The 23,118-nt window shown below is 70.9% G+C and carries 25 protein-coding genes, 1 tRNA gene and 1 pseudogene; 15 read left to right on the top strand and 12 right to left on the bottom strand.

The genetic code is table 11. The features are described from left to right. Nucleotides 1-85: 85 nt before the first annotated feature. The gene (locus tag MFF04_RS07575; RefSeq protein ID WP_238274816.1) at nucleotides 86-979 is read right to left on the bottom strand and encodes an alpha/beta hydrolase family protein; all 894 of its coding nucleotides are present in this window, start codon (nucleotides 977-979) and stop codon (nucleotides 86-88) included. A 90-nt stretch (nucleotides 980-1,069) separates the two neighbouring features. Here MFF04_RS07575 and MFF04_RS07570 point away from each other — a divergent pair, with 90 nt between their 5' ends. After that, nucleotides 1,070-1,639, top strand: a complete 570-nt coding sequence (locus MFF04_RS07570) for a TetR/AcrR family transcriptional regulator (RefSeq protein WP_238274815.1) — start codon at nucleotides 1,070-1,072, stop codon at nucleotides 1,637-1,639. Between the two features lie 73 nt (nucleotides 1,640-1,712). Here the strand turns inward: MFF04_RS07570 and MFF04_RS07565 are convergent. Then, a tRNA-Leu gene (locus MFF04_RS07565) sits at nucleotides 1,713-1,799 on the bottom strand. 162 nt (nucleotides 1,800-1,961) lie between these two features. On the opposite strand from MFF04_RS07565, the gene MFF04_RS07560 reads away from it, so the two are divergent. Together MFF04_RS07560 and MFF04_RS07555 are read left to right on the top strand one after the other, a co-directional pair. Beyond that, a complete protein-coding gene (locus MFF04_RS07560) occupies nucleotides 1,962-2,543 on the top strand; it encodes a YqaA family protein (RefSeq protein WP_238274814.1) in 582 nt (193 codons plus the stop codon). A gap of 1 nt (nucleotide 2,544) precedes the next feature. Next, the gene (locus MFF04_RS07555; RefSeq protein WP_238274813.1) at nucleotides 2,545-3,030 is read left to right on the top strand and encodes a disulfide bond formation protein B; all 486 of its coding nucleotides are present in this window, start codon (nucleotides 2,545-2,547) and stop codon (nucleotides 3,028-3,030) included. Between the two features lie 5 nt (nucleotides 3,031-3,035). Here the strand turns inward: MFF04_RS07555 and MFF04_RS07550 are convergent, their stop codons facing one another. The 4 genes from MFF04_RS07550 to cpdR form a co-directional block, all read right to left on the bottom strand. Next, nucleotides 3,036-3,473: a DUF1178 family protein gene (locus tag MFF04_RS07550; protein WP_238274812.1), complete on the bottom strand. Its 438-nt coding sequence runs from the start codon at nucleotides 3,471-3,473 to the stop codon at nucleotides 3,036-3,038. After that, nucleotides 3,470-4,324, bottom strand: coding sequence for a carbon-nitrogen hydrolase family protein (locus MFF04_RS07545; RefSeq protein WP_238274811.1), 855 nt, complete (start codon nucleotides 4,322-4,324; stop codon nucleotides 3,470-3,472). Before MFF04_RS07545 ends, MFF04_RS07550 begins: the two co-directional genes overlap by 4 nt. Beyond that, nucleotides 4,317-4,598: a glutaredoxin 3 gene (grxC, locus tag MFF04_RS07540; protein WP_238274810.1), complete on the bottom strand. Its 282-nt coding sequence runs from the start codon at nucleotides 4,596-4,598 to the stop codon at nucleotides 4,317-4,319. Before grxC ends, MFF04_RS07545 begins: the two co-directional genes overlap by 8 nt. Nucleotides 4,599-4,706: 108 nt before the next feature. Further along, nucleotides 4,707-5,063: a cell cycle two-component system response regulator CpdR gene (gene cpdR / locus MFF04_RS07535; RefSeq protein WP_003603128.1), complete on the bottom strand. Its 357-nt coding sequence runs from the start codon at nucleotides 5,061-5,063 to the stop codon at nucleotides 4,707-4,709. 170 nt (nucleotides 5,064-5,233) lie between these two features. On the opposite strand from cpdR, the gene MFF04_RS07530 reads away from it, so the two are divergent. Beyond that, nucleotides 5,234-6,136: an N-formylglutamate amidohydrolase gene (locus MFF04_RS07530; RefSeq protein WP_238274809.1), complete on the top strand. Its 903-nt coding sequence runs from the start codon at nucleotides 5,234-5,236 to the stop codon at nucleotides 6,134-6,136. 231 nt (nucleotides 6,137-6,367) lie between these two features. On the opposite strand, the gene MFF04_RS07525 is transcribed toward MFF04_RS07530, so the two are convergent. Further along, nucleotides 6,368-7,228: a UTP--glucose-1-phosphate uridylyltransferase gene (locus MFF04_RS07525; RefSeq protein WP_238274808.1), complete on the bottom strand. Its 861-nt coding sequence runs from the start codon at nucleotides 7,226-7,228 to the stop codon at nucleotides 6,368-6,370. A 155-nt stretch (nucleotides 7,229-7,383) separates the two neighbouring features. On the opposite strand from MFF04_RS07525, the gene galE reads away from it, so the two are divergent. The 8 genes and pseudogenes from galE to MFF04_RS07485 form a co-directional block, all read left to right on the top strand. Further along, nucleotides 7,384-8,376: a UDP-glucose 4-epimerase GalE gene (gene galE / locus MFF04_RS07520; protein WP_238274807.1), complete on the top strand. Its 993-nt coding sequence runs from the start codon at nucleotides 7,384-7,386 to the stop codon at nucleotides 8,374-8,376. Further along, nucleotides 8,373-9,575: a lytic murein transglycosylase gene (locus tag MFF04_RS07515; protein WP_238274806.1), complete on the top strand. Its 1,203-nt coding sequence runs from the start codon at nucleotides 8,373-8,375 to the stop codon at nucleotides 9,573-9,575. Before galE ends, MFF04_RS07515 begins: the two co-directional genes overlap by 4 nt. Nucleotides 9,576-9,643: 68 nt before the next feature. Then, nucleotides 9,644-10,660 (top strand): ArsR/SmtB family transcription factor, encoded by a 1,017-nt coding sequence (locus MFF04_RS07510; RefSeq protein WP_238274805.1) that lies wholly within the window; start codon nucleotides 9,644-9,646, stop codon nucleotides 10,658-10,660. A gap of 44 nt (nucleotides 10,661-10,704) precedes the next feature. Continuing rightward, the gene (metF, locus tag MFF04_RS07505) at nucleotides 10,705-11,619 is read left to right on the top strand and encodes a methylenetetrahydrofolate reductase [NAD(P)H] (protein ID WP_238274804.1); all 915 of its coding nucleotides are present in this window, start codon (nucleotides 10,705-10,707) and stop codon (nucleotides 11,617-11,619) included. Nucleotides 11,620-11,639: 20 nt separating this feature from the next. After that, nucleotides 11,640-11,891 (top strand): hypothetical protein, encoded by a 252-nt coding sequence (locus tag MFF04_RS07500; RefSeq protein WP_238274803.1) that lies wholly within the window; start codon nucleotides 11,640-11,642, stop codon nucleotides 11,889-11,891. A gap of 60 nt (nucleotides 11,892-11,951) precedes the next feature. Further along, nucleotides 11,952-15,704, top strand: a complete 3,753-nt coding sequence (gene metH / locus MFF04_RS07495) for a methionine synthase (protein ID WP_238274802.1) — start codon at nucleotides 11,952-11,954, stop codon at nucleotides 15,702-15,704. A 104-nt stretch (nucleotides 15,705-15,808) separates the two neighbouring features. Further along, complete coding sequence (locus tag MFF04_RS07490; RefSeq protein WP_373319984.1) at nucleotides 15,809-16,261, top strand: hypothetical protein; 453 nt, start codon at nucleotides 15,809-15,811, stop codon at nucleotides 16,259-16,261. A 107-nt stretch (nucleotides 16,262-16,368) separates the two neighbouring features. After that, nucleotides 16,369-16,557: pseudogene (locus MFF04_RS07485) on the top strand (nitric oxide dioxygenase); the annotation flags it as partial. 10 nt (nucleotides 16,558-16,567) lie between these two features. On the opposite strand, the gene MFF04_RS07480 reads toward MFF04_RS07485, so the two are convergent. After that, entirely contained in the window at nucleotides 16,568-16,798 is a 231-nt protein-coding gene (locus MFF04_RS07480; RefSeq protein WP_238274800.1) for a hypothetical protein, read from the bottom strand. Between the two features lie 189 nt (nucleotides 16,799-16,987). On the opposite strand from MFF04_RS07480, the gene fae reads away from it, so the two are divergent. Continuing rightward, complete coding sequence (fae, locus tag MFF04_RS07475) at nucleotides 16,988-17,527, top strand: formaldehyde-activating enzyme (RefSeq protein ID WP_238274799.1); 540 nt, start codon at nucleotides 16,988-16,990, stop codon at nucleotides 17,525-17,527. 21 nt (nucleotides 17,528-17,548) lie between these two features. Here the strand turns inward: fae and MFF04_RS07470 are convergent, their stop codons facing one another. Then, nucleotides 17,549-18,004 (bottom strand): hypothetical protein, encoded by a 456-nt coding sequence (locus tag MFF04_RS07470; RefSeq protein WP_238274798.1) that lies wholly within the window; start codon nucleotides 18,002-18,004, stop codon nucleotides 17,549-17,551. Between the two features lie 143 nt (nucleotides 18,005-18,147). Here MFF04_RS07470 and MFF04_RS07465 point away from each other — a divergent pair, with 143 nt between their 5' ends. Next, complete coding sequence (locus MFF04_RS07465) at nucleotides 18,148-18,930, top strand: collagen-like protein (protein WP_238274797.1); 783 nt, start codon at nucleotides 18,148-18,150, stop codon at nucleotides 18,928-18,930. Between the two features lie 15 nt (nucleotides 18,931-18,945). Here the strand turns inward: MFF04_RS07465 and MFF04_RS07460 are convergent, their stop codons facing one another. Further along, complete coding sequence (locus MFF04_RS07460; protein WP_238274796.1) at nucleotides 18,946-20,166, bottom strand: TIGR03862 family flavoprotein; 1,221 nt, start codon at nucleotides 20,164-20,166, stop codon at nucleotides 18,946-18,948. A gap of 222 nt (nucleotides 20,167-20,388) precedes the next feature. On the opposite strand from MFF04_RS07460, the gene MFF04_RS07455 reads away from it, so the two are divergent. Further along, a complete protein-coding gene (locus MFF04_RS07455; RefSeq protein ID WP_238274795.1) occupies nucleotides 20,389-21,408 on the top strand; it encodes a TerC family protein in 1,020 nt (339 codons plus the stop codon). A 42-nt stretch (nucleotides 21,409-21,450) separates the two neighbouring features. Here the strand turns inward: MFF04_RS07455 and MFF04_RS07450 are convergent, their stop codons facing one another. Then, nucleotides 21,451-22,212 (bottom strand): N-acetylmuramoyl-L-alanine amidase, encoded by a 762-nt coding sequence (locus MFF04_RS07450; RefSeq protein ID WP_238274794.1) that lies wholly within the window; start codon nucleotides 22,210-22,212, stop codon nucleotides 21,451-21,453. After that, entirely contained in the window at nucleotides 22,209-22,934 is a 726-nt protein-coding gene (locus MFF04_RS07445) for a TerB family tellurite resistance protein (protein ID WP_238274793.1), read from the bottom strand. Before MFF04_RS07445 ends, MFF04_RS07450 begins: the two co-directional genes overlap by 4 nt. Nucleotides 22,935-23,118 lie beyond the last annotated feature (184 nt).

Below are 23,118 nucleotides of genomic sequence, written 5' to 3'. Positions count from 1 at the left end.
CTCTCCGTACATCACCGCTGGGAGCCTATAGGATCGGTCGCAGCGCGTCCAAGGGCGGTGACCGGCCCGGACGGACGCGTGTCGCTCAGGCCGGTACGATACAGCTCGACCACGGGTGGCGCCGCTCGCGTAACCACAGGAGCGTATCGGACCAGAAGCCGGCCGCATGGCTGTCATGGAAAAGACTGAAGTGACCCAGTGTCGCGCAGCCATAGTCGGATGGGTGGACCAGGATCACCGTTCTCTCGGCTCCCTCGTAGTAGGCCAGCGTACGGCGAACGGCCGTCAAGGTGCCGAGTTCATCGTCGGATACCGCCACCGCAAGGATCGACGCCTTCACGGCTGCCATGCGTTCCAGGACCCGGTGCCTTTCCGCCGTCGGATGGCTCCGTTCGAATCGCGGCCCCCGAAAGCTCCACTCGTTGGCGACGCCTGCCGGAAGATCCTCCAGCCAGCCGAGCCGGCGACCGGGGAAATAGCCGCATGCGGCCGTCAGAGCCGGCATCGCCACATGCCATTTGAGGAAGAGATTCAGTCGCCGGCGGAGGGCATAGTCGCCCCACCAGGCATATTGAGCCCCGATCGTCAGCATGCGGTCGACCGCTGCGGCACTCTCCGCGAGGCCGGGCAGGAAGCCGCCGATGCTGTGCCCGACCACCATCAGGTCACCCCCACGCGCTCGTTTGCGCATGAACCCGAGAGCAGCCTCGAAATCGCGTTCGCCCCAGTCCCTCCAGCGATAGCCGCAGCCGGCGAGCCTCTCCGGCCGGGACCGGCCGATACCGCGGTAATCGTAGGTGAGAACGTCGAACCCATGTCCGGCGAGGAAGCGCGCGTAGCGGTGATAGTAGCGTGCGAGCACCCCCGTCGCGGGGTTGATGATGATGGCGCCGGCCGCCGTCTCACCCGGTCCGCGCCATAGATGACCGCCGAGACGCACATCGTCGCGGGTCACGATCTCGACCGGCTCGCCATCCATGCCCGTACCCTGCTGCGATCTGCGGCTCGTAGGGTCTCGATAGGCGTCCGGCCGACTGGCGTATATTCACTGGTCGGTATACCTAGGCCCATGGATCAGACCGTTGCTCCTACGCGCGAGCGCATCGTCGCTGCGGCGGGAAGGCTTTTTTACGCGGAGGGCATCCGTGCCGTCAGCATGGATGCGGTCGCGGCAAAGGCGAAGGTGACCAAGAGGACGCTCTACTACCACTTCCGCAGCAAGGACGATCTGATCGAGGCCTATCTGTCGACGCGGGATCAGCCCAATCTTGCGCTTTTCCAGCGCTGGTATGCCGAGACCCCCGGCGATACGGCCGATAAGGTGCGGGGCATCTTCCGCAATCTCGCAACGTCGGCCCGCCATCCCAAATGGAAGGGATGCGGCTTCCTTCGGACCTCGGTCGAGCTCGTCAACATGCCGGGCCATCCCGCCATCGTCGCGGGGCGCAAACATAAGAGGGGAGTCGAGGACTGGCTGACCTCGGTTCTGCAAGAGACCCGGCCAGCGGATATGGCTCGGCAACTGGCGCGGCAGATCGTCCTGCTCCTCGACGGCGCCTTTGCCGTCGTGCTGCTCCATCGCGATGAGAGCTACATGGAAAGCGCCGGCGAGGCGGCCGTCATCCTGATCAGGGGGTGATCCACCGTGCGGGACAATCCGCACGAGACGGTCGCGATGCATCGAGCGACCGGGGCCGGGTCAGAGACGATGGTGGTGCGGGCGGTCGGACTCGAACCGACATATCCGTGAGGACGGCGGATTTTGAGTCCGCTGCGTCTACCAGTTCCGCCACGCCCGCAGGGCACGGGGCCACGCGCCTCGTAGCATGCCCCGCCGCGCTTGGGGACCTCGAAAGCGCGGCCGTCCGCCGCGAGGCGCGATGCGATGCGCTCCGGTCCTCGCCACTCCGGCGCGGGTGTGCTCAAAGGGCGCCGCAACCGTTCCGGACACGCCGAGATCCATGCTGCGCCGTCTCTACGAGTGGGTCCTTGCCCTGGCGGGCAAGCCCTCCGCGCCCTGGGCGCTCGGCCTCGTCTCCTTCGCGGAGAGTTCGTTCTTCCCTGTCCCGCCGGATGCGATGATGGTGCCGATGGCCGTGAGCCGGCCTGATCGGGTCTGGCTCTACGCCACCATCGCCACGGTGGCCTCGGTGCTCGGCGGCCTCGTCGGCTACGCCATCGGCGCGCTGCTGTTCGATTCCGTGGGCGCCTGGGTGTTCCGGGTCTACGGGCTCGAGGGGGCGGCAACGACCTTCGAGGAATCCTATGCCCGCTACGGTCACTGGGTGATCCTGCTCAAGGGCCTGACGCCGATCCCCTACAAGCTCGTGACCATCACCTCGGGCTTTGCCCATTACAGCCTATTCTGGTTCGTGCTGCTGTCGGTGATCACGCGGGGGGCACGCTTCTTCCTGCTCGCGGCGCTGCTGAGCCGCTTCGGCGTGCAGATCCGCGGCGTGCTCGACCGGCACCTGAACGCGGTCGCGGCGATCTCGGTGGCGGTGGTCGTGCTCGGCTTCGCCCTGTTCAAGCTGGTTCTCTAGGATGAATGCCCTCGCATCGGGCTGCGGCCGCGCGGCGCTTCTCGTCCTCGCCGGAGCGATCCTCACGGTCGGCGGTGCGCTCGTGTTCGAGCACGGGCTCGGCTACGTGCCGTGCAAGCTCTGCCTGACCGAGCGGATTCCCTACTACCTGACCATCCCGCTGGCGGCGGCGGTGCCTTTCCTGCCGGCACGGCTCGGGCGGCTCGTTCTCGGGCTCGTCGCCGTGGTGATGCTCTACGGGGCAGGGCTCGGCACCTACCATGCCGGGGCGGAATGGGGCCTCTGGCAGGGGCCGACCGATTGCGGCGGCGGCAGCGGCGCGGCGCCGGCCGATGTCGGCTCGTTCCTGGACAGCCTCAAGACCACCCGTGTCACCGACTGCTCGACGGCGGCTTGGCGTTTCCTCGGCGTCTCGCTGGCGGGCTGGAATGCGCTCATCGCCGTCGCCCTCGCCGCGATCGCAGGACGCGGGGCGCTGGTGCGCTGAGCGGCTCAGTTCCGGTCGTCGGGCAGCACGGGGAGAGGGGCTACCTCGATGCCCTCGTCGACGAGGGCGCGGGCCTCCTCGGCGCTCGCCTCGCCGTAGATCGCCCGGCCTTCCGCCTCGCCGTAGTGGATGCGGCGCGCCTCCTCGGCGAAGCGCGGGCCGACATGCTCGGCCGATTCCGTCAGCTCGCGGCGCACCGCGCGCAGAAGCTCGCGCAGCCGCCGCTCCGGCTCGGCCACCATCGGCACGGGTGCCGCCGGCGTCTCGAACCGCTCGCGCGAAGCGCCGAGGCTCGGCGCCATGACCTGCTTCGTCACTTTGACGGAGCCGCAATGCGGGCAAGAGACGAGCCCGCGCGCGACCTGATCGTCGTAGGACTCGCTCGACGGGAACCAGCTCTCGAAACCGTGGCCGTTCTCGCAGGCCAGCGCGTAGCGGATCATGCGGCCGGCCGGGGCACCGTCTCGACGCGGAACGGCCGGGCGTGCTTCAGGGCCGGGATGCGCGCCCGCGCGTCGTCCACCAGCGACAGGTCGATCTCGGCCAGGATCACGCCGGGCTCGGCGTTCCCCGCGTCCGCGAGCACGCGCCCCCAGGGGTCGACGATCAGCGAGTGGCCGTAGGTGTCGCGCCCGTCCTCGTGGCGTCCGCCCTGCGCGGCGGAGATCATGAAGGAGCCGGTCTCGATGGCCCGCGCCCGTTGAAGCACGTGCCAATGCGCCTCGCCGGTCTGCTTGGTGAAGGCTGCGGGCGCCGTGAGCACCGACGCGCCGGCTTCCGCCAGTGCCCGGTAGAGGGCCGGGAAGCGGATGTCGTAGCAGATGGCGATCCCGATCGGCGCCAGCGCCGTCTGCGCGACGATCGCGCAGGAGCCGCCCTCGTAGGTGGCCGACTCCCGCCAGCGCTCGCCGTTCGGCAGGTCGACATCGTAGAGGTGGAGCTTGTCGTAGGCCGCAATCAGCGCCCCGTCGGGGTCGATCAGGAAGGCGCGGTTGGCGACCTTGCCGCCGGCGCGGACGGCGAGCGAGCCGACATGCACGAGGGTGCCGGTCTCGCGGGCGACCTCGCGGAGCGCGGCGAGCGTCTCGTCCTCCTCGGCCGTGCGGACCTTCTCCATCAGGCTGGCGCGGTCGCGCTCGACGAGGGAGGTCATCTCCGGCGTCTGCACGTACTGCGCCCCGCGGGAGGCCGCCTCGCGGATGCCGGCGACGGCGTCGTCCCGGTTGCGCGCGGGATCGCGGCCCGAGCGCATCTGCACGCAGGCGGCGACGAAGCGCGAGGCTGTCTCAGGCATGCGCGGTTCCGGCCGCCTCGGAGCCGAGCAGCGGATCGAGCTTGCCGGCGCGGTCGAGGGCGTAGAGGTCGTCGCAGCCGCCGACATGGGTCGAGCCCACGAAGATCTGCGGCACGCTGGTGCGGCCGCCGGCCCGCTGCACCATGGCCTCGCGGGAATCCTTCACCCGCTCGACGTCGATCTCGGTGAAGGCGACGCCCTTCTGCTTCAGCAGGCTCTTGGCCGCGGAGCAGTAGGGGCACCAGGCGGTGGTGTAGATCGTGACCGGCTGCATGGTTGGACGAGCCCCTCGCGATGACGCCGACCCAACGCATATAGGCCGGCGGCGGCCGGTTCGTACCGCCGCGGGCTGTCTAGCCGAGCCGGGCGTGCCCCGAAAGGATCAGGCGGCGAGCAGCTTCTCGACCTCGTTGACGAGATCGCGCAGGTGGAAGGGCTTGGAGAGGACCTTGGCGTCCTTCGGGGCCTTCGAATCCGGGTTGAGGGCGACCGCGGCGAAGCCCGTGATGAACATCACCTTGATGTCCGGGTCGAGCTCGGTGGCCCGGCGGGCCAGCTCGATGCCGTCCATCTCCGGCATGACGATGTCGGTGAGAAGCAGCTCGAAGGGCTCTTCCCGCAGGCGGTTGTAGGCGGAGAGGCCGTTGTCGAACGAGAGCACGTCGTAGCCGGCGTTCTGCAGCGCCTTGGCCAGGAAGCGGCGCATGTCGTTGTCGTCTTCCGCGAGGAGGATCTTCATCGGACGCTTCCGGAGGGCCTTCGTGAGTCGTGGTTCATTCCATAAAGGGAGCCGATGGTAAACAAGGCGTTACGATCCGGGTGAGGGCCCGCGCCCGTAGACAGGGATGGGCCGCCGCACCAATGTAAGGTGATGACGCCCACCGCCCGCCTGCCCGGACCCGCGCCGCGATGAGCCTGCCGAGCCCGGACACGCCCGATCCCTTCGGATTCGCGCCCGCCTTCGCGGTGGACGAGCCCGCGGCCCACACCATCCCCTACGTCTTCAACACCGGCCATTCCGGCGCGGTCTATCCGCCGGCCTTCCTCGCCGCCTCGCGCCTCGACGGGCACGCCCTTCGCCGCTCGGAGGACGCGCATGTGGAGCGCCTCTTCGCCTCCGTCGTGGGGCTCGGCGCGCCGCTGATGCGGGCGAACTTCCCCCGGGCCTATCTCGACGTGAACCGGGAGCCCTTCGAGCTCGACCCGCGCATGTTCGACGGCCGGCTGCCGGCCTTCGCCAATACCCGCTCGATGCGGGTCGCGGGCGGGCTCGGCACGGTGCCCCGGGTGGTGGCCGACGGGCAGGAGATCTACGCCCGGCGCCTGCCGGTGGAGGAGGCCGTCTCGCGGATCGAGGGCCTGTACAAGCCCTACCACCGGGTGCTGCGCGGCCTCGTGCAGCGCACCGCCCGGCAGTTCGGCCAGGCGGTGCTTATCGATTGCCACTCGATGCCGTCGGCCAGCCTCGGCCGGGAGCAGGAGCCGAAGGCCGACATCGTGCTCGGCGACCGCTTCGGCACCTCCTGCGACCCGGCGCTGGTGGAGCGTTTCGAGGGAGAGCTTCAGGCGCACGGCCTGCGCGTCGTGCGCAACCGGCCTTATGCCGGCGGCTTCATCACCGAGCATTACGGCGAGCCCAACGTTGGGCGGCACGCCCTTCAGATCGAGATCAACCGGGCACTCTACATGAACGAGAGCAGCCTCGCGGTGACGGCCGACTTCTTCCGGCTGACCGAGACTCTGGCGGCGGTCGTCGCGGCCGTGTCCGCAAACCTTCCCGACCTCGCCCTGCCGCGCATGGCGGCGGAGTAGACGACGGTCTCGCCGCGCCGTGGCCTGCGGCCGCGAGGGCCAAGAAAAAAGGCCACTCCCGAAGGAGCGGCCCGAAGTCTAGGGAGGAAACGCCCAAGAAGGGCTACAAGACCGCGACGCCATCGCGACCTTGCAATGCACAAATTAGAGCGCGCCGCACAAATTGCAAGGGAAAAACGGTGTCGAGCCCCGCGTCAGGCGCATAGCGCCCTGGCCAAGCTTGCACTGCCCCTACCGGATTAGCCGGGCGATCTCGGCACGGAGCGGTCCGGCGAGGTCTTCCCGCTCCAGGGCGTAGGCGAGGTTCGCGGTGAGGAAGCCGATCTTCGAGCCGGTGTCGTAGGTGCGGCCGTCGTAGCGCATGCCGTGAAACACCTGCTCGCCCATCAGCCGGATCATCGCGTCGGTGAGCTGGATCTCGCCGCCCGCACCCTTCTCGCCGCGCTCTAGGATCGGGAAGATCTCCGGCTGGAGGATATAGCGGCCGGAGATGATGAAGTTCGAGGGGGCCGTACCCTGCTTCGGCTTCTCGACCATGCCGGTGATCTCGAAGGTCTGGCCGAAGGTCTCGCCGACGCTGACGATGCCGTACTGGTGGGTCTCCTCGGGCTTGACCTCCTCGACCGCAATGACGTTGCCGCCGTGGCGCTCGTAGGCGGCGAGCATCTGGCCCATGCAGCCGCGGCTGAGCATGTCGGGCAGCAGCACGGCGAAGGGCTCGTCGCCGACGATCTCGCGGGCGCACCAGACCGCGTGGCCGAGGCCCAGCGGCGCCTGCTGGCGGGTGAAGCTCGTCTGGCCGGCCTTCGGCAGGTCGCGCTGCAGCTCCTCGAAGGCCGCCTGCTTGCCGCGCTCCTGGAGGGTGCGGTCGAGCTCGTAGGCGATGTCGAAATGGTCCTCGATCACCGCCTTGCCCCGGCCGGTGACGAAGATGAAATGCTCGATCCCGGCCTCGCGCGCCTCGTCCACCACGTGCTGCACCACCGGCCGGTCGACCACCGTCAGCATCTCCTTCGGGACGGCCTTGGTCGCCGGCAGGAAGCGGGTGCCGAGGCCGGCTACGGGGAGAACGGCCTTGCGAATCGGTTTCATATGAACGTCCCGGTTGCAGCGTCGGGCGAGGGGCCCTGCGCGACGAAGATAGCGGTCCAAAGCTTAGCGCAAAGCCATCGGACCGGGACTTTCGGGACAGGCCGCTAGGAAATACTCGATCTTCGGGTAGACACGGGCGGCTTCGGGGAGATCGCATGGCGGTACTGGTCACGGGCGGCGCCGGCTACATCGGCAGCCACATGGTCCTGGCGCTCCTCGACGCCGGGCACGAGGAGGTCGTGGTCCTCGACGATCTCTCGACGGGCTTCGACTGGGCGCTGCCGCCGGAGGTGAAGCTCGTGGTCGGCGACATCGCCGACCAGGGCCTCGTCACGCAGACGATCCTCCAGCACCGGGTCGACGCGATCGCGCATTTCGCGGCCAAGATCGTGGTGCCGGATTCGGTGGCCGACCCGCTCGGCTACTACCGCGACAACACCGTGAAGACCCGCGCCCTCGTCGAGACAGCGGTCCGCACCGGCGTGAAGCACGTCATCTTCTCCTCCACGGCCGCCGTCTACGGCGAGCCGGAGACCGTGCCGGTGCCCGAGGATCTGCCCCTCAGCCCGATCAACCCCTACGGCCGCTCGAAGCTGATGAGCGAGTGGATGATCGCGGATGCCGCCGCCGCCCACGGCTTCAGCTACGTGATCCTGCGCTACTTCAACGTGGCCGGCGGCGACCCGCGCGGACGCAGCGGCCAGTCGACTCCCAACGCGACGCATCTCATCAAGGTCGCGACGCAGACGGCGCTCGGCCAGCGCAGCCACATGGAGGTGTTCGGGACGGACTACCCGACGCCGGACGGCTCCTGCCTGCGGGACTACATCCAGGTCAGCGACCTCGCCGAGGCCCATCGCCTCGCCCTCGACCACCTGCGCGGCGGCGGCGACAGCCTGACCCTGAACTGCGGCTATGGCACCGGGACCTCGGTTCTCGAGGTGATCGACGTGGTCAAGCGCCTCTCCGGCCGCGACTTCGAGGTGCGCCTGTCGCCGCGCCGTGCCGGCGATCCGGCGCGGATCGTCGCCAAGGCCGACCTCGTCCGCGAGCGCCTCGGCTGGCGTCCGCAGCACGCCGACCTCGACGGCATCGTCGCCCAGGCGCTCGCCTGGGAGGAGGGGCTGACCCGGCGCAACCTGCGATGAGGGCTCTCCGGATCGCGCTGGCGGCGGCTCTCCTTCTCGCGACGCCGGCGCTCGCCCAGCAGGAGACGCCCGCGGCCGCTCCGGCCCGCGGCGACTTCACCGCCTTCGTCGAGGGCCTGCGCGCCGACGCGGCGGCCCGCGGCGTCTCCCCGGCGACCTTCGAGGCCGCCTTTCGCAGCATCCCGGGGCCCGATCCGGAGGTGCTCGCCCGGATCGGTCGACAGGGCGAGTTCTCGCGCCCGGTTTGGGAGTACCTGACCGGCGCTGTCTCCGCCGGCCGGGTCGCACGGGGCCGTGCCCGCGGCGAGGCGCTGGCCGGCACGCTGGCGAAGATCGAGGCGCGCTACGGGGTGCCCCGCGCCATGCTGCTGGCGCTCTGGGGCGTCGAGTCGGATTTCGGCGCCAGCGGCGGCGGCCTGTCGGTGGTCCGCTCCCTGGCGACGCTCGCGCAGGCCGGGCACCGGGGCACGCTGTTCCGCGACGAGCTGCTGGCCGCGCTCGTCATCCTTCAGAAGGGCGACGTCCCGCCGGACCGGCTGAAGGGCTCCTGGGCCGGCGCGATGGGGCAGGTCCAGTTCCTGCCCTCCGTCTACCTTGCCCACGCGGTCGACTTCGACGGCGATGGCCGCCGCGACATCTGGGGCTCGGACGCCGACGCGCTCGCCTCCATCGCCGCCTACCTGCGGGCGCTCGGCTGGGACCCGGCCCTGTCCTGGGGCTACGAGGTGCGCCTGCCGGGGGACTTCGACCTGACCCGCTACGCCGGCCCGCTCTCCGACTTCGCCGCCCGCGGCGCAAAGCGCACCGATGGCAAGCCGCTACCGGGCAGCGGGGAGGGCAGCCTGTTCCTGCCCGGCGGCATCGGCGGACCGGTCTTCCTCATCACCGGCAATTTCGAGGCGCTGCGCGGCTACAACACCTCCGACGCCTACGCGCTGGCCGCCGGCCATCTCGCGGACCGCATCGCCGGCGGGCCCGCCCTCTCGGCGCCCTGGCCGAGCGCGGCGGCGCGCCTCGACCGCAACGGGCTGCTGGCGCTCCAGAAGGGGCTCGCCCGCGAGGGGCTCTACGGTGGCGACGCCGATGGCCGCGCCGGACCGAAGCTGCGCGAGGCGGTGCGCCGCTACCAGATCCGCGAACGCCTTCCCGCCGACGGCTACGCGACGCCGGACCTCCTGAAGCGTATCGAGACCCGTTAGCCGGTTTCCGGCAGGGGCGCCCACGATAGCGCTTGCAAGTTCCGCGAGACGCACATAAACATATCTTTATGTCTCACGTCGAAGGCAGGCGGCTTCCGGCCCTTCCGTTCCCCGAGGCGCTCGCGATGCTTCGGGCCGCGGCCGAGGAGACGCGCCTGCGCATCCTGGCGCTGCTCTCCGATGGCGAGCTGTCCGTCTCCGACCTCACCGACATCCTCGGCCAGTCGCAGCCGCGCATCTCGCGCCACCTCAAGCTCCTGGTCGAGGCGGGGCTGATCGAGCGCCACCGCGAGGGGGCCTGGGCCTTCTTCCGGCTGCGGGATGCAGGCACGGGCCTGTGCGAGTCCCTGCTCGGGCGGCTCGATACGGCGCTGCCGCCCCTCTCGGAGGATCGTGCCCGGCTCGCCGCCGTCCGCACGCAGCGGGCCGACGCCGCGCAGAGCTTCTTCGCGCGCATCGCGCCGAAATGGGATTCGCTGCGCTCGCTGCACGTGCCGGAGGCGACGGTGGAGGCGGCCGTGCTCGCCGCCCTCGGCGGACGCCCGATCGGCAACCTCGTCGACCTCGGCACCGGCACGGGCCGGATGCTCGGGTTCCTGGCGCCCCGCGCGGTCCGGGCCACGGGCCTCGATTCGAGCCACGCCATGCTCTCGGTGGCGCGGGCGAACTTGGAGCGGGCCGGCCTGTCGCGGGTCGAGCTGCGCCAGGGTGACATCCACGCGCCGCCGCTGCCGAGCGGAACCTTCGATCTCGTCGTCGTGCATCAGGTGCTGCACTACCTCGACGATCCCGCCCGTGCGCTCCGGGAGGCGGCCCGCCTCGTGGCGCCGGGCGGACGGCTGCTCGTCGTCGACTTCGCGCCGCACGACCTCGAGGTGCTCCGCGAGGAGCAGGCCCATCGCCGCCTCGGCTTCGCGCCGGATCAGATCACGGGCTGGCTCACCGAGGCCGGCCTCGGCGACGTCGCGCACAGCGACATCGCCCCGACCGACGGGGCCGAGCACCCCCTCACCGTCACGCTCTGGCTTGCGGAGGACGCGTCCGCGTCGCGCCTGTCGGCGCCGGCCGAGAAGGCCGTCGCGTGAGCCGCCCCGAAACCTTACGTCAGGTCCCCCCGGAGGAACCGCGCATGAACCCCTCACGCCATCGCGCCAGCCGGGACGGCTACCGTCCGATCCGCGTCTCCATCGAGTTCTTCCCGCCGAAGACCGACGAGATGGAGCGCATCCTCTGGTCCTCGATCGAGCGCCTCGCGCCGCTCCAGCCGAAGTTCGTCTCCGTGACCTACGGGGCCGGCGGCTCGACCCGCGAGCGCACCCACAACACCGTCGCCCGCATGGTGCGCGAGACCGCGCTGAAGCCTGCGGCGCACCTCACCTGCGTCGACGCGACCCGCGAGGAGATCGACGCCGTCGTCCAGTCCTACTGGGACGCGGGCGTGCGCCACATCGTGGCCCTGCGCGGCGACCCGGCGGAGGGCGTCGGCCACGCCTACCGCCCCCATCCCGGCGGCTACGCGCAGACCTCCGACCTCGTCGCCGGCATCAAGCGCATCGGCGACTTCAAGGTCTCGGTCTCGGCCTATCCCGAGAAGCATCCCGAGGCCGCCTCCCTTGACGCCGACATCGACGCGCTGAAGGCCAAGGTCGATGCCGGCGCCGACCAGGCGATCACGCAGTTCTTCTTCGAGAACGAGGTGTACCTGCGCTACCGCGACCGGGTCCGGGCAGCGGGCATCGACATCCCGATCATCCCCGGCATCCTGCCGGTGCAGAACTTCAAGCAGGCGGCGAACTTCGCCCGCCGCACCGGCGCCTCGGTGCCCTACTGGCTCGCCGCCCGCTTCGAGGGGCTGGAGGACGACGTGGAGACCCGCCGCCTCGTCGCCGCCGCGGTCGCCGCCGAGCAGGTGCTCGACCTGGTGGACGAAGGCGTGGAGGACTTCCACTTCTACTCCATGAACCGCTCCGACCTCGTCTACGCGATCTGCCACCTGCTGGGCCTGCGCTCGCAGGGGGCGAAGGGCGCGGCCAAGGCGGCGTGAGAAACGAGGAATGCGACGCCATGGCCGATCCTGAGGGTATGATCCTTCCGCTGCTCCGCGAGATGCGTGCGGACGCGCAGAACGGCCTGGCCGAGATGCGTCGGCGCTTCGAGGCGATCGACGCGCGTTTTGACCGTCTCGAGAAGCGCTTCGACAATTTGCGCGAGGCCGTGAACGGCGAGTCCGTGCTCGGCCGCTACGCAGCAGCGGAAGTCGAGGAGCGGCTGGAGGCCATTGAGAAGCGGCTCGCCTCGCTCGAATCCCGTTCCTGATCCTGCCGTCTCCCGCGACGGCCTAGGCCCGGCGTACGGGCGAAGCTCTTGAGAGAACCGATGACCGACTTCCCTCCCGTCGACGGCACCGAGATCGAGCGCGCGCTCCGGCAGCGCGCGTCCGAGAAGATCCTCGTCCTAGACGGAGCGATGGGCACGGTGATCCAGCGCCTGAAGTTCACGGAAGAGGATTTCCGGGGCGGGCGGTTCAAGGATCACGGCCACGATCAGAAGGGCAACAACGACCTCCTGATCCTGACGCAGCCCGATGCGATCCGGCAGATCCACCTCGACTACTTCCTGGCCGGCGCCGACGTCTGCGAGACGAACACCTTCTCCGGCACCACCATCGCCCAGGCCGATTACGGCATGGAGTCGATCATTCACGAGCTGAACGCCGAGGGTGCGCGCCTCGCCCGTGAAGCCGCGGCACTCGCCGAGAAGCAGGACGGCCGGCGCCGCTTCGTGGCCGGCGCCATCGGCCCGACGAACCGCACCCTTTCGATCTCGCCGGACGTGAACAACCCCGGCTTCCGGGCCGTGACCTTCGATCAGGTGAAGCAGGCCTATGTCGAGCAGGTCCGTGGTCTCATCGACGGCGGCGCCGAGCTGATCCTCATCGAGACGATCTTCGACACACTCAACGCCAAGGCGGCGGTGGCGGCCGCGTGGCAGGTCTTCGAGGAGACCGGCACCCGCCTGCCGATCCAGATCTCCGGCACCATCACCGACCTCTCCGGCCGCACCCTGTCGGGCCAGACGCCGGCGGCCTTCTGGAACTCGCTGCGCCATTCCGACCCGCTGACCTTCGGGCTCAACTGCGCCCTGGGAGCCAGGGAGATGCGCGGGCACATCGCCGAGCTGTCGCGCATCTGCGACACGCTGGTCTGCGCCTATCCGAATGCCGGCCTGCCCAACGAGTTCGGCCTCTACGACGAGAGCCCGGAGGCCATGGGCAAGCTCGTCGGCGAGTTCGCCGAGAGCGGCCTCGTCAACATGGTCGGCGGCTGCTGCGGCACCACGCCGGACCACATCCGCGCGATCAGCGAGGCGGTCGCCGCCCACAAGCCCCGCGTCATTCCCGAGATTCCCCGGCTGATGCGGCTCTCGGGGCTGGAGCCCTTCGTGCTCACGAAGGAGATCCCCTTCGTGAACGTCGGCGAGCGCACCAACGTCACCGGCTCGGCCAAGTTCAGGAAGCTCATCACCAACGGCGACTACGCCGCCGCGCTCGACGTCGCCCGCGATCAGGTGGCGGCGGGCGCCCAGGTCATCGACGTGAACATGGACGAGGGGCTCCTCGACTCGCAGAAGGCGATGGTCGAGTTCCTCAACCTCGTCGCCGCCGAGCCCGACATCGCCCGCGTGCCGGTGATGGTCGATTCCTCGAAGTTCGAGGTGATCGAGGCCGGGCTGAAGTGCCTCCAGGGCAAGCCGATCGTGAACTCGATCTCCATGAAGGAGGGCGTCGAGAAGTTCATCCACGACGCCAAGGTGTGCCGCTCCTACGGCGCGGCCGTGGTCGTGATGGCCTTCGACGAGCAGGGGCAGGCGGATTCCTACGAGCGCAAGGTCGAGATCTGCACCAAGGCCTACAAGGTGCTGACCGAGCAGGTCGGCTTCCCGCCCGAGGACATCATCTTCGACCCCAACATCTTCGCGGTGGCGACCGGCATCGAGGAGCACAACGACTACGGCAACGCCTTCATCGAGGCGACCCGCACCATCCGCGAGACGCTGCCCCACGCCCACATCTCCGGGGGCGTCTCGAACCTGTCCTTCTCGTTCCGCGGCAACGAACCCGTCCGCGAGGCGATGCACGCGGTGTTCCTCTACCACTGCATCGCCGCCGGCATGGACATGGGCATCGTCAACGCCGGCCAGCTCGCCGTCTACGACGAGATTCCGGCGGAGCTGCGCGAGCTCTGCGAGGACGTCGTCCTCAACCGCCGCGAGGATTCCACCGAGCGCCTGCTGGAGGCGGCCGAGCGGTTCAAGACCGGCGCCTCGGCCCAGGCGAAGACCGCCGACCTCTCCTGGCGCGAGGCGCCGGTCGCGAAGCGCATCGAGCACGCGCTCGTCAACGGCATCACCGAGTACATCGTCGCCGACACGGAGGAGGCGCGCCAGGGCTCCGAGCGCCCGCTCCACGTCATCGAGGGCCCGCTGATGGCCGGCATGAACGTGGTCGGCGACCTGTTCGGATCGGGCAAGATGTTCCTGCCGCAGGTGGTGAAGTCGGCCCGCGTCATGAAGCAGGCGGTGGCCTATCTCGAACCCTTCATGGAGGAGGAGAAGCGGGCCAACGGCGGCACCGGCCAGCGCCAAGCCGCCGGCAAGGTGCTGATGGCGACCGTGAAGGGCGACGTCCACGACATCGGCAAGAACATCGTCGGCGTGGTTCTCGCCTGCAACAACTACGAGATCATCGATCTCGGCGTCATGGTGCCGGCCGCCAAGATCCTGGAGACGGCCAAGCGCGAGAAGGTCGACATCGTCGGCCTGTCCGGTCTCATCACCCCCTCACTCGACGAGATGGTGCATGTCGCCGGCGAGATGGAGCGCGAGGGCCTCGACGTGCCGCTCCTGATCGGCGGCGCCACCACGAGCCGCGTCCACACCGCCGTGAAGATCCACCCGGCTTACGTGAAGGGTCAGGCGGTCTACGTCACCGACGCCAGCCGCGCGGTCGGCGTCGTGTCGAGCCTGCTCTCGAAGGAGACGCGGGGGCCGACCGTCGAGACGGTGCGGGCCGAGTACGCCAAGGTCGCCGAGGCCCATGCCCGCTCCGAGGCCGACAAGCAGCGGCTGCAGCTCGCCAAGGCGCGGGCCAACGCCTTCAAGATCGACTGGTCGGGCTACGCACCCGCGAAGCCGAGCTTCACCGGCACCCGTGTCTTCGGTTCCTACGAGGTCTCCGATCTCGTGCCCTACATCGACTGGACGCCGTTCCTGCAGACCTACGAGTTCAAGGGCCGCTACCCCGCGATCCTCGACGACCCGGAGCAGGGCCCGGCCGCCCGCGCCCTCTTCGAGGACGCGCAGGCGATGCTGAAGCAGATCGTCGAGGAGCGCTGGTTCAACCCCAAGGCGGTGATCGGCTTCTGGCCGGCCAATGGCGTCGGCGACGACATCGCGCTCTTCACCGGCGAGAGCCGCGCGGAGCGGCTCGCCACCTTCCACGGCCTGCGCCAGCAGCTCTCGAAGCGGGACGGCCGGCCGAACACCTGCCTCTCCGACTTCGTGGCGCCGCAGGAGACCGGCATCGCCGATTACGTCGGCGGCTTCGTGGTGACGGCGGGGCTCGAGGAGGTGCGCATCGCCGAGCGCTTCGAGCGGCAGAACGACGACTACCGCTCGATCCTCGTGAAGGCGCTGGCCGACCGCATCGCCGAGGCCTTCGCCGAGCGCATGCACGAGCGGGTCCGCCGGGAGTTCTGGGGCTACGCGCCGGATGAGAGCTTCACCGCGGACGAGCTCGTCCACGAGAAGTACGACGGCATCCGCCCGGCGGCGGGCTACCCCGCCCAGCCCGACCACACCGAGAAGGTGACCCTGTTCGACCTGCTCCAGGCGGAGCGGCGCATCGGCGTGAAGCTGACCGAGAGCTATGCCATGTGGCCGGGCTCATCGGTCTCGGGCCTCTATATCGGCCACCCGCAGGCGCATTACTTCGGCGTCGCCAAGGTCGAGCGCGATCAGGTCGAGGACTACGCGGCCCGCAAGCGCATGGACGTGCGCGAGGTCGAGCGCTGGCTCGGGCCGATCCTCAACTACGATCCCTCGCGCTATCTCGCCGCCGCGGCGGAGTAGGGCGGTTTCCCGGCCGGTGTGTCCGGGGCAGGCTTGACCGTTCGGGCGAGGGCGCTTCAATGCGCCTCTCGCCCGAACCCTCTCGCCGATGGAGCGCGACGACCTTGCTGCGGCCCGCCGCCTCCCTCGCGCTGATCGTCGCGGCCGGCCTCACGCTCGCCGGCTGCACGGGCTTCGCCTACATCTCGAAGACCTATGTCAGCCTGACGCCGCAGGTCGTGACCATCGGCTGCAACGAGCCCTACGAGGTCTTCGACCAGCGCCAGCAGCGGCGCATGCTGATCGTCTCGAACGCGCTCCGCGAGGTGACGGGCTGCGGCATCGGCGAGCGCGGCGCCGGACGCGATCCGGCGGCGACCCGCACCGAGCGCTTCCGCCTCGCGGCGCGCACCTATCTCGACGAGACGGTCCGCGAGGACTGCAAGATCAGCGGCGAGACCATCTTCACGGACCTCCAGACCGAGTTCCGCTACACCTGTTCCGGCCCGATCGAGCCGCGAGGCACCAAGGTGCCCCGCCTGCCGGGCCGCGGCGGCCTCGGCGTCGGCCTGCGCTGACGGGTCCGGGCGCGGCGCGCCCGGTCGACCCTGCATCGGCTGCTGCGCGAGCGGCTCCGGGATGCCGAGCAGGGCGCTGAGATCGGGCGCCGCGCCGCCGCCCAGCGGGGGACGGCCTCGTCACAGCCGAGTGGCTCGCGGCGCACACGCCGCACGAGCGCGCGACCTACGACCTGTACGGGCCCAAGCCCTTCCTGGCAGGCCTCGTGAACGGCCTGCTGCCGGCCGGGCGGGTGAGATTCGAGTTCTTCGGGCCGGCCGACGAGCCGATCGAGGCTCCGAGGCAAGCGGCCTGAAGACGGGGCGTCAGCTCCTCTTGCCGGGCGGATGCGGGAAGGTGCGCTCCGTCGCGTCTCCCGCGGCGGCCAGCAGGGCGCGGGCGAAGGCCCGCGCCTCCGTGCGGTCGAGGGCGAGCACGGCGGTGACGGGCCTGCCGTCGAGATCGGGCAACCCGATCCGCACCTGGACGCCATCGCCCGAGGCGACCGCCGCCAGGCTCCAGCCGGGCTTGTTCTGCGCCGGGTCCGTCTCAGCCATGATCGAGCCTGCCTCGCCGGGGGCGGTCCGGGCGACCGGACGCCACGCCTCCATGGCCGATTGCGGCGCCGGCCGCCAGAGGCCAACGGGCGCCCGCGATTGACGGCGGCCGCGCCGGATGATGTCTGCCCCCCGCCGGCCGCACGTGACGGCCGGCCACGACAGACAAGACGAGAAGAGGCGACCCCCATGTCCGAGATCTGGTTCCGCACCGGCGAGGCCACCGTGCTCGCGGCCGAAGGCCAGTACACCGACGCGATGCCCGAGGTGCTGATCGGCTCGACGCGCGGCCCGGTCGGGCAGGCGTTCGCCGGCATGCTGGGGCAGGTCCAGGGCCATACCCGCATGTTCGTGGTGCGCGACCTCAACCAGCTCGTGCGCCCGGCCACGATGATGACCACCAAGGTCACGATCCACACGGCCGAGTATGCCGAGCTGCTCGGCGGCGTGGTCCAGGCGGCCACCGGCGACGCCATCGTCGACTGCGTGATCGAGGGCGTCCTGCCCAAGGACGGGCTCGACGACCTGTGCATGATCATCACGATCTGGCTCGACGAGCGCTGCGCCAAGGACGAGAACCTCGACCGCAAGGACCTCTATCGGACCAACTACGAGGCGACGAAGCTCGCCATCGCCCGCGCCATCAGGGGCGAGCCGACGATCGACGAGCTGATCGCCAACCGGAAGACGGTGAAGCACTACTCCCTCGAGGGCCTGATCGAGTACTGAGCGCTCCCCGGCCGCGTCCCGTCAGCCCGGCGGGATGCGGCCGACCGAGCAGAGGGTGCGGATCGCCCCGGCGCTGTCGGTGTAGCAGCTCGCCGACCAGCCGTTCTGCTGGATGAAGGACTTGCGACCCTCGCGCAGCGAGGTCTCGTAGGCGCGCGCGACGATGCCCTGCACCGCGCCCGCGCTCTCGCCGACCACGAGCTCGGCGGCGACGGAAAGGTCGCGGAAATAGGTGTCCGAGGGGCGCGGGTCGCCGGAGCTCGCCTGCACGATGGGCTCGGCCCGGCAGGTCACGTCGAAGCGGTTCGTGCCCGGTACCTTCAGGTCGATGCTCGGGCCGGAGCGGCGCCCGACCTTGCCGCCGGTCGCGGCGGCGATGCGCTGGGCGAGCCCGTCGCACTCGTCGGCGGCGGCCGGCAGCGGGGCCAGGGCGAGAGCGGCGAGCGTGACGAGAAGGGCAAGTGCTGCGCGTGGCATGGCGGGCACTCTTCCCCGATGCCGCGCCCGCTGTCGAGACACATCCCCGGGACGGCGCTTGACCCTCCGGGCGGCCCGGCACCATGGTCGCCGGCGCTTCGCGACCGGCCGGTGCCGGCTGCCGCCGAGGGGGACCCGCCGCGATGCCCGCGATCCGCACGATTCTCGCCGCCGCCTGCCTCGCGCTTGTCGGCGGGGCCGAGAGCCTCGCCCAGGAGCCGCCGGCTGCGGCCGACACGCCCGCCGCCGCGCCGCGGCACCGCGCGCGGACGCCGCGCGCGCCGACCCAGCCGATCATGGTCTACGATGCCCGCATCGAGGCGGGCGATCTGCGCATCACCGGCAGCGTGCGCAAGGGCGGCACCGTGGTGGTGCTCGACGACGACATCTCCGTCATGGCCGACCGGCGCGGCCGCTTCGCTTTCCGGCTGCCCTACCGGCCGGCGACCTGCGTCGCGCATCTCAAGGCCGATGAGGACGAGCGCGAGGCGGTGGTCGCCAACTGCGCCCCAGAGGGCCCTGCCGGCCCGAAGGGCGAGCCCGGCCCGCCGGGCCCGATGGGCGAGGCGGGCGCCAAGGGCGAGCCGGGTGCCAAGGGCGAGCCGGGGCTTCCTGGACCCATCGGTCCCAAGGGGGCAGACGGTGCCAAGGGTGAGCGCGGTGCGGACGGTCCTCCGGGCCCCAAGGGCGAGCCGGGTGCGGCGGGGATGGCGGCGCCCTCCGCGCCTCCGGCGGCCCCGTTCCGGACGGTCCGCGCCGAGACCTGTCCCTCGGGCGGCTGCGAGGTCGCCTGCAACGCCGGCGAGGTGCTCGTCTCCGCCTACTGCCTCAAGGCGGGAACACCGGTCTACGGGGCCGAATCGAAGCCCGGCGCCTCGTGCCCGCCGGAGGCCGCCGGCATGGTCGGCTTCTGCGCGCGGGAATAGGGCGGCGCCGGATCGTCAGCCGCGATCCGCGAGATAGGCGAGCATGCCCTCCGCCGCCGCGCGGCCGCTGGCGAAGGCGCCCTGCAGCAGGTAGCCGCCGGTCGGGGCCTCCCAGTCGAGCATCTCACCGGCGACGAAGGTGCCGGGGCGGGCCCGCAGCATGAAGCGTGCGTCGATCTCGCCGAGCCGGATGCCGCCGGCGCTCGAGATCGCCCGCTCGATCGGCATCGGGGCCCGGAGATCGAGCGGCACGGCCTTGATCAGCGCCGCCACCCTCTCCGGCGAGGACGGCAATGCGTTGCCCGTCGCCTCCCGGACGAGGCCCGCCGCGACGGGCGAGAGGCCGGCGGCCTTGCGCAGCCGCGTCGCCGTCGACTCGCTCTGCCGCGCCCGCCCCCAACGCTGCGCGAGCGCGCCCGCGTCGAGGTCCGGCCGCAGGTCGACCGAGAGACGCGCGACGCCCTCCCGGTCGATCCGCTCGCGGAGCAGGCGTGACAGGGCGTAGACGGCGCCGCCCTCGATCCCGGAGGCGGTGATGAGCGCCTCGCCGAGGCGGTGCTCGCCGTCGAGCGACAAGCGCACGCGCTTCAACGGCGCCCCGGCGAAGCGTTCGCGAAACGGCCTGGACCAGTCGACGGCGAAGCCGACATTCGCCGGCCGCAGCGGGGCGACGGCGACGCCCGCCGCCGCGAGCGGGCCGGTCCAGGCCCCGTCCGAGCCGAGCCGGGGCCAGCTCGCCCCGCCGAGGGCGAGCAGCGTCGCGCGGGGGCGCACCGTCAGGGCGCCCTCCGGCGTCTCGAAGGCGAGGGTCGCCCCGTCGAACCCGGCGAGGCGATGGCGGGTCCGAAGCCGCACGCCGCGCTCCGCCAGCCGCCCCAGCCAGGCCCGGAGGAGCGGCGAGGCCTTGAAGCTCTTCGGGAAGACGCGGCCGCTGGAACCGACGAAGGTCAGCTCTCCGAGCCCCTCGCACCATGCGCGCAAGGCCTCCGGCGGGAAGGCGGCGATCGCCTCGTCCAGCGCTCCGCGCGGGTGGTAGCGCCCCAGGAAGGCCGGCAGCGGCTCGGAATGCGTGAGGTTGAGGCCGCCCCGGCCGGCGATGAGGAACTTGCGAGCCGGCGAGGGCATCCGCTCGTAGACCGTGACGGGCAGGCCGGCAGCGGCCAGGATCTCCGCCGCCGCGAGGCCGGCCGGCCCCGCGCCGACCACCGCGACGTCTTCGCTGCCCGAGCTTTCCATGGCCCCGTGAAGGGACGGGGACGGGCGCTCGAGTCAAGCCGCCCGGCGCGCATGGCCGGTGGGGGAGAGGCGTGCCCCCAACCCGGGATCGCCCTTGATTCGCCCTCATCCTCCGCTTAACTCGCGCGCAGTCGGCTGCGGGCCCCTCTGGCGGTGGGCACTCAGTGCCCCCGTGATGTCGGAGCCGATGCTCTTCCTCGTGAAGCATCCAAGGGCCCGCGCATGGTCGACCTTCTGTACCTCGAGTGGCTCGGCAAGCCGGTCTGGATGTGGCTCGGCTTCCACGCGCTGGTCTTCACGCTGCTCGCCTTCGATCTCGGCATCCTGCACCGGGACAAGAACCACGAGATCGGGGTGCGCGAGAGCCTGCTGCTGACGGCCTTCTACTTCGGCCTCGGCCTCGTCTTCGGCGGCTGGATCTGGTGGTACATGGGCGCCCAGCCGGCCCAGGAATACGTCACCGGCCTCGTGGTCGAGAAGTCGCTGTCGATGGACAACGTCTTCGTCATCGCGGTCATCCTGACGAGCCTCGGCATCCCCCGCGCGGCCCAGCATCGGGTGCTCGTCTGGGGCATCCTCGCCGCGGTAGTGCTGCGCGGGCTGATGATCGGCCTCGGCGCGGCCCTCGTCCATCAGGCGCACTGGGTGCTCTCGATCTTCGCCGCCTTCCTGCTCTACGCGGGCGTGAAGATGCTCGTCTCCAGGGACGAGGAGGAGGGCGACGTCCAGGACAACGCCGCCGTGCGCTGGCTGCGCCGGACCTTCCGGGTCACGCCCGGCCTGCACGGGCAGCGCTTCGCCGTGCGCCTGCCCCATCCCAAGACCGGCAAGCCAGTGCTCTGGCTGACGCCGCTGGCGCTGGCTCTCGTGCTCGTCAACGGCGCCGACGTGATCTTCGCGGTCGACAGCGTGCCGGCGATCTTCGCGATCACCACGGACACCTTCGTGGTCTACACCTCGAACATCTTCGCCATCCTCGGCCTGCGCGCGCTCTATTTCGCTCTCGCCGCGATGGTCGACCGCTTCGCCTATCTCAAGACGGCGCTGGCCCTGATCCTGATCTTCATCGGCACCAAGATCGTCGTGGCCGACACCTTCGAGCTCGTCCACGTCCCGGCCTGGGTTTCGCTCGCGGTGACGCTCGTGTTCCTGGCGGCCGGCATCAGCTACAGCCTCTGGCGGACCCGGGGCGAAACTGCCGAGGAGGCGCCACCGGTCGAGCGCGAGGCGCACCGCGCCTGAGCGTGATGCCTCAGGGCAGCCGGCGGTCGATGCCGGAGAAGGTCACGCTCCGTCCGAGGGCAGCGCGGCAAGGAGATCGCGCAGAGTGGTGATGGTGGCCGCATCCGCCACGCCGTCGACCCGCGCCGGCCGGAAGTGCCGCTGGAAGGCGGTGACGACGGCCCGCGTGCGCGCGTCGAAGCGGCCCGTCACCGGCTGGTCGTAGCCGTAGAGAGCGAGCATGGCCTGAAGCGCCTCCACGGGCTGGCCGGCATCGCCCTCCGTGAGGAAGCGTCCGTCGGCGCTTTGGGCCGGCGGCACGTGGTGGCCGACGCCGGCCGCCGCGAGGCGCGCCCAGGGAAAGAGCTCGCCGGGGTCCTCCTTGCGCTCGGGCGCGACGTCGGAATGGGCGAGGACCCGCCGCGCCGGAATCCGGAGCCGGGCGACGACATCCCGCGACAGCGCCGTGACGGCTGCGATCTGCGCCTCCGGATAGGGCGGCAGGCCGCCGGCATGGCCGGGATTGACGATCTCGATCCCGACCGAACGCGAATTGAGGTCGCGCTCGCCCGCCCAGGCGCCGGCCCCCGCATGCCAGGCGCGGCGGCTCTCGGGCACCATCTGGACGATGCGGCCGTCCTCGAAGACGAGGTAGTGGGCGGAGACCTCGGCGGCGGGATCGCGCAGGCGGCCGAGCGCGGCCTCGGCGCTCGCCATTCCGGTGTAGTGCAGGATCAGCATGTCCGGCGGCGGTCCGCGCCGCTCGCCGTGGTTCGGCGAGGGCACGATCCCGGAGGCGACCGGGCTGTCGGGATGCGCGCTCACGAGAGGCCGCGCTCCGCCTCGATCCGGTCGTAGGCGGCGTTGATGGCGGCGAGCCGCGCCGTGGCGATGGCCACCGCCTCCGGCGGCAGGCCGCGGGCGATGGCCCGGTCGGGATGGTTCTCGCGCACCAGCGCCCGATGGCGCGCCCGCACCTCCTCGGCCGTTGCCGTGGCTTCGAGGCCGAGCACGAGGTAGGGGTCGTCGGAGAGCGCGACGTGGCGCGCGGCGATCCGCCGGAAGGCCGCCTCGTCGAAGCCGAATATCTCGGAGACGGCGTGCAGGTAGCGCTCCTCCGCCTCGTGCAAGGCGCCGTCGGCGGTGGCGATCTGGAAGAGGCCGTCGAGCACGTCCTCCAGCAGGGCAGGCTCGTCGCCGAAGGCGCCGGCGAGCTGGCGCGCGTAGGCCTCGAAGCCGGCGGTGGTCGACTTGGCGAGGTCGAACAGGCGGGTCACGCCGGGGCGCTCGGCCTCGGAGACCTCGATCACCCGGCCGAAGGCCTCCACCTCGGAGGGCGCCACGACGCCGTCGGACTTCGCCACCTTGGCGGCGAGCGCCACGAGGCCGGTGGTGAACACGACCTCCCGCGGCGTCGGGCCGAAGGGCGCGCCCTCGCGGTCGACCAGGAAATGCCCCGCGACGCTCCCGGCGAGCGCGCCGAGCGGGCCGCCGAGCGCCATGCCGAGACCGGCGCCGCCGAGCTTGCCCCAGATGCCGGCGCTCACGGACGCGCTCCCGGCTTAGACACCCGCGACGGGGCGGAGGAAGGGGGTGGGCGTGTCATGGCGGGCAGGCTCGCTCTCGCGCCGAGGGCGTCGGGAGATACAGGCTCCGCCCGGAACGAGAAAGGGCCGGAGCGTCGCCCCGGCCCTTCCCGAAACGCTGCGATCCAGCGTTTCGGGAAGGGCC

The organism is Methylobacterium jeotgali (assembly GCF_022179345.1).
Classification (GTDB): domain Bacteria; phylum Pseudomonadota; class Alphaproteobacteria; order Rhizobiales; family Beijerinckiaceae; genus Methylobacterium; species Methylobacterium jeotgali.
This window is presented reverse-complemented; position numbering and strand designations above follow the sequence as displayed.